Raw genomic sequence first — 739 nt, 5'->3', positions numbered from 1 at the left:
GGTCGAACTGGGAGGGCGCGAGCTCACCGGATTCGCTCTGACCCTGAGCGCCCTGGCGTACGTCGTGTCCGCCGGCCTGTGGGGACGACGCTGGGTGGACCTGGTGGCCGCGGCCGCCTCCGTGATCGCCGTGCTCGTCTACGCGGCCGTCAACCGACCGCACCTCGTACTGAGCGACCGCCTCGCGGTCCGCGAGTTCACCTACTGGGACGTGGTCTCCGCGTTCGCCATCACGGCGCTGGCGGTCGCCGTGACGTGGTGGGCGCGCCGCCGCCTGCCCCGCGAGTCGACGCGCGTGATGATGGTGGGCGCCGTCGTGGCCCTGGCGGCCTTCTCGGTGATGGTGGTCGCGGCCGGCGTCGTGATCGGTGACCTCACCGGGGTGGCGCGGAACGGGTTCCTCGCCGCACACCTGGTGGTGACGGTGCTGTGGATCTGCTGCGCGGCCTGGCTCGTCCTCACCGCGAACCCGCGGATCGCCGATGCGCGTCGACTCGGGTTCGTCCTGGGCTCCCTCGCGCTGGCGAAGCTGCTCCTGCTCGACCTGGCCACCCTGCCGGGACTGTTCCGTGTGCTGTCGTTCATCGCCGTCGGCGCGGTGATGCTCGCGGTGGCCGTCCGCTACCGCAGGGAGACCGAGCCGTCGGGCAGCGGATCGCCGACGTAGACGCGGAACGCGCGCGGCTGGGCGCCGGACATCAGTACCTCGACCTCCGGATGGTCGACCTCGTCCGGATCG

General features: G+C 72.0%; 1 protein-coding gene. It reads left to right on the top strand.

The window, feature by feature from the left end; genetic code table 11:
* Positions 1-667, top strand: a 667-nt coding sequence (locus H483_RS27465; RefSeq protein WP_017836509.1) for a DUF2339 domain-containing protein, incomplete at its 5' end; no start/stop codon positions are given.
* Positions 668-739 lie beyond the last annotated feature (72 nt).

It is taken from the genome of Dietzia sp. UCD-THP (assembly GCF_000349585.1).
In the GTDB taxonomy this organism is placed as follows: domain Bacteria; phylum Actinomycetota; class Actinomycetes; order Mycobacteriales; family Mycobacteriaceae; genus Dietzia; species Dietzia natronolimnaea_A.
This window is presented reverse-complemented; position numbering and strand designations above follow the sequence as displayed.